Below are 3,075 nucleotides of genomic sequence, written 5' to 3' on the forward strand. Positions count from 1 at the left end.
TTGAGCTTATGGCTGAACCTATAAAAATTCCCATCCTGGTCTGCAAAAAACTTTCCCTGGTTGACCTCTGAACGCATTTCTTTTACCACTTCCTGTATTTCCTCCCAGGATTCTACCTGCGTTTTACCGGGCTTTTTCAATACATCAGGAAATAGTTGGCTTTGGAAGGAATGGTAAACGGGAACTCCATCCAAGCCCTGCATGGTCAAGGCTTCGTTGGCAACATTGGTGCTGAGTATCACTTTTTCCGGGCTTCCACTCACGATGACATTTGGTCCATACCCTCCTGCCGGCCTGCCATCCATCATCATGTTGATTTTATAATCTTTGAGTTTTAGCAATGACTCATGGTCGATCTTCTCAACTGTCTTTTTATCCAAATCAACTTTGGTTATCTGGTACAGGTCTTCTTCCCAGTTCATCAAATATCCATACAGAACCAATTCACTGGAATTAAATATTTTCTGAGGCCCAATGAAATCTGAATTTTCCAGACCACTGTCTTCCATCTTCATAAAATCTACCTTATCCAAAAGATTGCCTCCTTCATCCACCCAAAAAAAACTGTTGCGACCTTGAAGCAGTAGCTTTCCATTCTCCAATACATAAAAACCAGAAAGGTAATCTCCCACTCCATTGGGCCCTTCTTTGGCCAAAGCAATGGATTTTTCAAAAACCAACTCATCCAAGTTAACCTTTTCGATTTTCGCATCCCTCCAATTGTAATTGTACAAATAGCGGTTTTCAGGGCATATTTTAGCACTACTGAGATTTCCGTTCAAAAAGAGAAATTCCTCCTTGGAATCTACCATTACCGTGTCGATCGTAAAGGTCATTTGATCGCTAAACTCTTTTTTTTCAGTACCCGAATTACAGGAATACAGGATTATTGAAATCAAAAAAACATAATATCTTTCCATAAGTCCTAGCTGTTTGAACCTACAAAATAAGTCTTAAAAACTACTTTTAATAGAAAACAATGTGAATTTTAGTTAATAAATTCATATCAGGGCTTAGCGCTGTAAATTCATGACTTGAGTTTGAGTCAGAATGTTTTGGGTTGTTAGGAGGTTCTGCCTTCGGGATGCTGGGTATGGAGTTTTGAACTCCAGTGGGTTGAGCCACAGGCTCAGGACTCAGGGATTCGAAGGTACAACCTTCAATAATTTTCACTGCCCCAAGATCCTGTAAAGTTCCAGATTCATGTAATAGTGCCCTCCGCTGATTTCACGTCGTTCGACTATACCCATTTCGGCGAGTTGGTTGAGGTATTGGCGGGCGGTATTTTCGGCGTAGATTTTTTTGTCGGTCAGGTGCTTGACTTTGGTATAGGGTTGGGTAAAAATGGCTTCTACCAAAGATTCCGGTCTGCTGATTCCTGTTTCATTTTCCAAAACATGCAGGATGCTGTCCTTTGCAGCCAATATATCATTGATCTTGTTGTAGGTATCCGTGGAGGTATTTTCTACCGCTTTCAACATAAAAATCAGCCAATCCTTCCAGGCAGCCCTTTGGGTGACTCCGGGTAAAAAAGCATAATAATCCTCTTTCCTATCCAAAATAAACTTGCTCAAAAACAAAATGGGCAAATCCAGAAGTCCTTTTTGGGTCAGAAAATGGATATTGAAAAGTCTTCCTGTTCTGCCATTGCCATCCCGGAATGGGTGGATGGCCTCAAACTGAAGGTGACCTATCGCCATTTTCAGTATCGGATCGATAGCATTGTCATCGTTCATGAATTGGATCAGGTTGTCCATTTTGGCCTCCACCACGCCGGTTCCCCGGGGAGGAGTGTACACTGCTTTTCCTGCATTTGGGCCAGAACTTTCCTGTCTTATGTAGGTATGGGCAAAAGGTTTTCTGATGCCATCGTTCATGCCTGTGATGGTTTGGTAAATCAATTCGAAATAAGGAATATCAAATTGCGGATTTTCTTGCAGGTATTGATGCCCCTTCCATAAGGACTCCCGGTAATGCAGGATTTCCTTGGCAGGTCCCTGCTTGATGGTTTCATCACTGAAGGCTTTGTAAAGCTCATCATCGGTAGTGAAGATATTCTCAATTTCGGAAGAAGCCTTGGCTTCCTGCAAACTGATGGTATTGATCAACATGCCCTGATTGGGTATAGCCGCACTTCTTCCCTGCAATCGGGCAATAGCCGCTTTGGCCTCACCCAATTGCTCAAAAATATCCAAATCCCGGTAATATCCGGCTTCTATCGGGAGTTCCGGAAGATTATTCCAAGGTTGGGTCCTGTCAGGATTGATCAAATACCCCATATTTTGACCTTAAAATTTGATGATTTTAATGTTAGGTTACAAATGTGATATTAAAATCAATGCTAACCAAATCAAGTGACATTAAAAATTTAATATTTTAATGTCAGATAGAAAATGTAACATTAGATTTAAAGTCAGTTTAGGTGTCTGACATTAAAAAATGGAAAATTTGAGGTTGGATTGCGGGTTTCTATTCATGCTATGACTTTGAGTCATGGCATTATTACTGCGAACCTAGAGTCATGGCATGAATGCCACAAACCGACGGTCATGGCGTGAATTCTAAACTAAAGCGGACAAAGCCCATCTCATCATCTAAATTTTGGAATATCCAGATTTTGCCGTCTTTGGCGAAGTGGAAACCGGGGATATCCTCAAATTGAGGGAGTTGTCCCTCTGTTTTGAGCTGAAAGTCTTTGTTATAAACTGTTAAATAAACTTTTGCCCCAATCCTTTTAGGATACATCCCTGAAAAATCATCTTCAAATAATGTTTCATAATGAATCCGGTAATATAGTTGCTGATCATTATCCCATATGGGTGACAGAAAGGATACTTCACTGTTGATGCCCTTAAAAATGTCATGGAATGCTTTGGGGTCGGAAATTTCGGTTGGGTAATTCCCTTCTTTTTCGGATTTTGTCAGATTGTAAGAATAAGTAAAATGATGAAGGCTATCCAAATCGGGTTTGTATACATACAATTCACTTGAAACATTTGAACTGACTATAATTTGTTGATTGATATTTTCCACATAAATGTATGGGCCAAGAATATCGTAGGTATTGCCATCATC

General features: G+C 40.5%; 3 protein-coding genes. All 3 read right to left on the reverse strand.

Annotation, left to right across the window (positions count from 1 at the left end):
* On the reverse strand, positions 1 to 920 hold a 920-nt coding region (locus ACEW8U_RS01665; protein WP_373520298.1), incomplete at its 3' end, for a DUF4221 family protein.
* Between the two features lie 249 nt (positions 921 to 1,169).
* On the reverse strand, positions 1,170 to 2,279 hold the full coding sequence (locus tag ACEW8U_RS01670) for a Fic family protein (protein ID WP_373520299.1): 1,110 nt from the start codon (positions 2,277 to 2,279) through the stop codon (positions 1,170 to 1,172).
* 268 nt (positions 2,280 to 2,547) lie between these two features.
* A partial coding sequence (locus tag ACEW8U_RS01675) for a DUF4221 family protein (RefSeq protein WP_373520300.1) occupies positions 2,548 to 3,075 on the reverse strand: 528 nt, incomplete at its 5' end.

The organism is Aquiflexum sp., assembly GCF_041751335.1.
In the GTDB taxonomy this organism is placed as follows: Bacteria; Bacteroidota; Bacteroidia; order Cytophagales; family Cyclobacteriaceae; genus Aquiflexum.

Coding starts and splice junctions, on each gene's coding strand:
- ACEW8U_RS01670 (WP_373520299.1), bottom strand. CDS start 2,279: ATGGGGTATTTGATCAATCCTGACAGGACCCAACCTTGGAATAATCTT.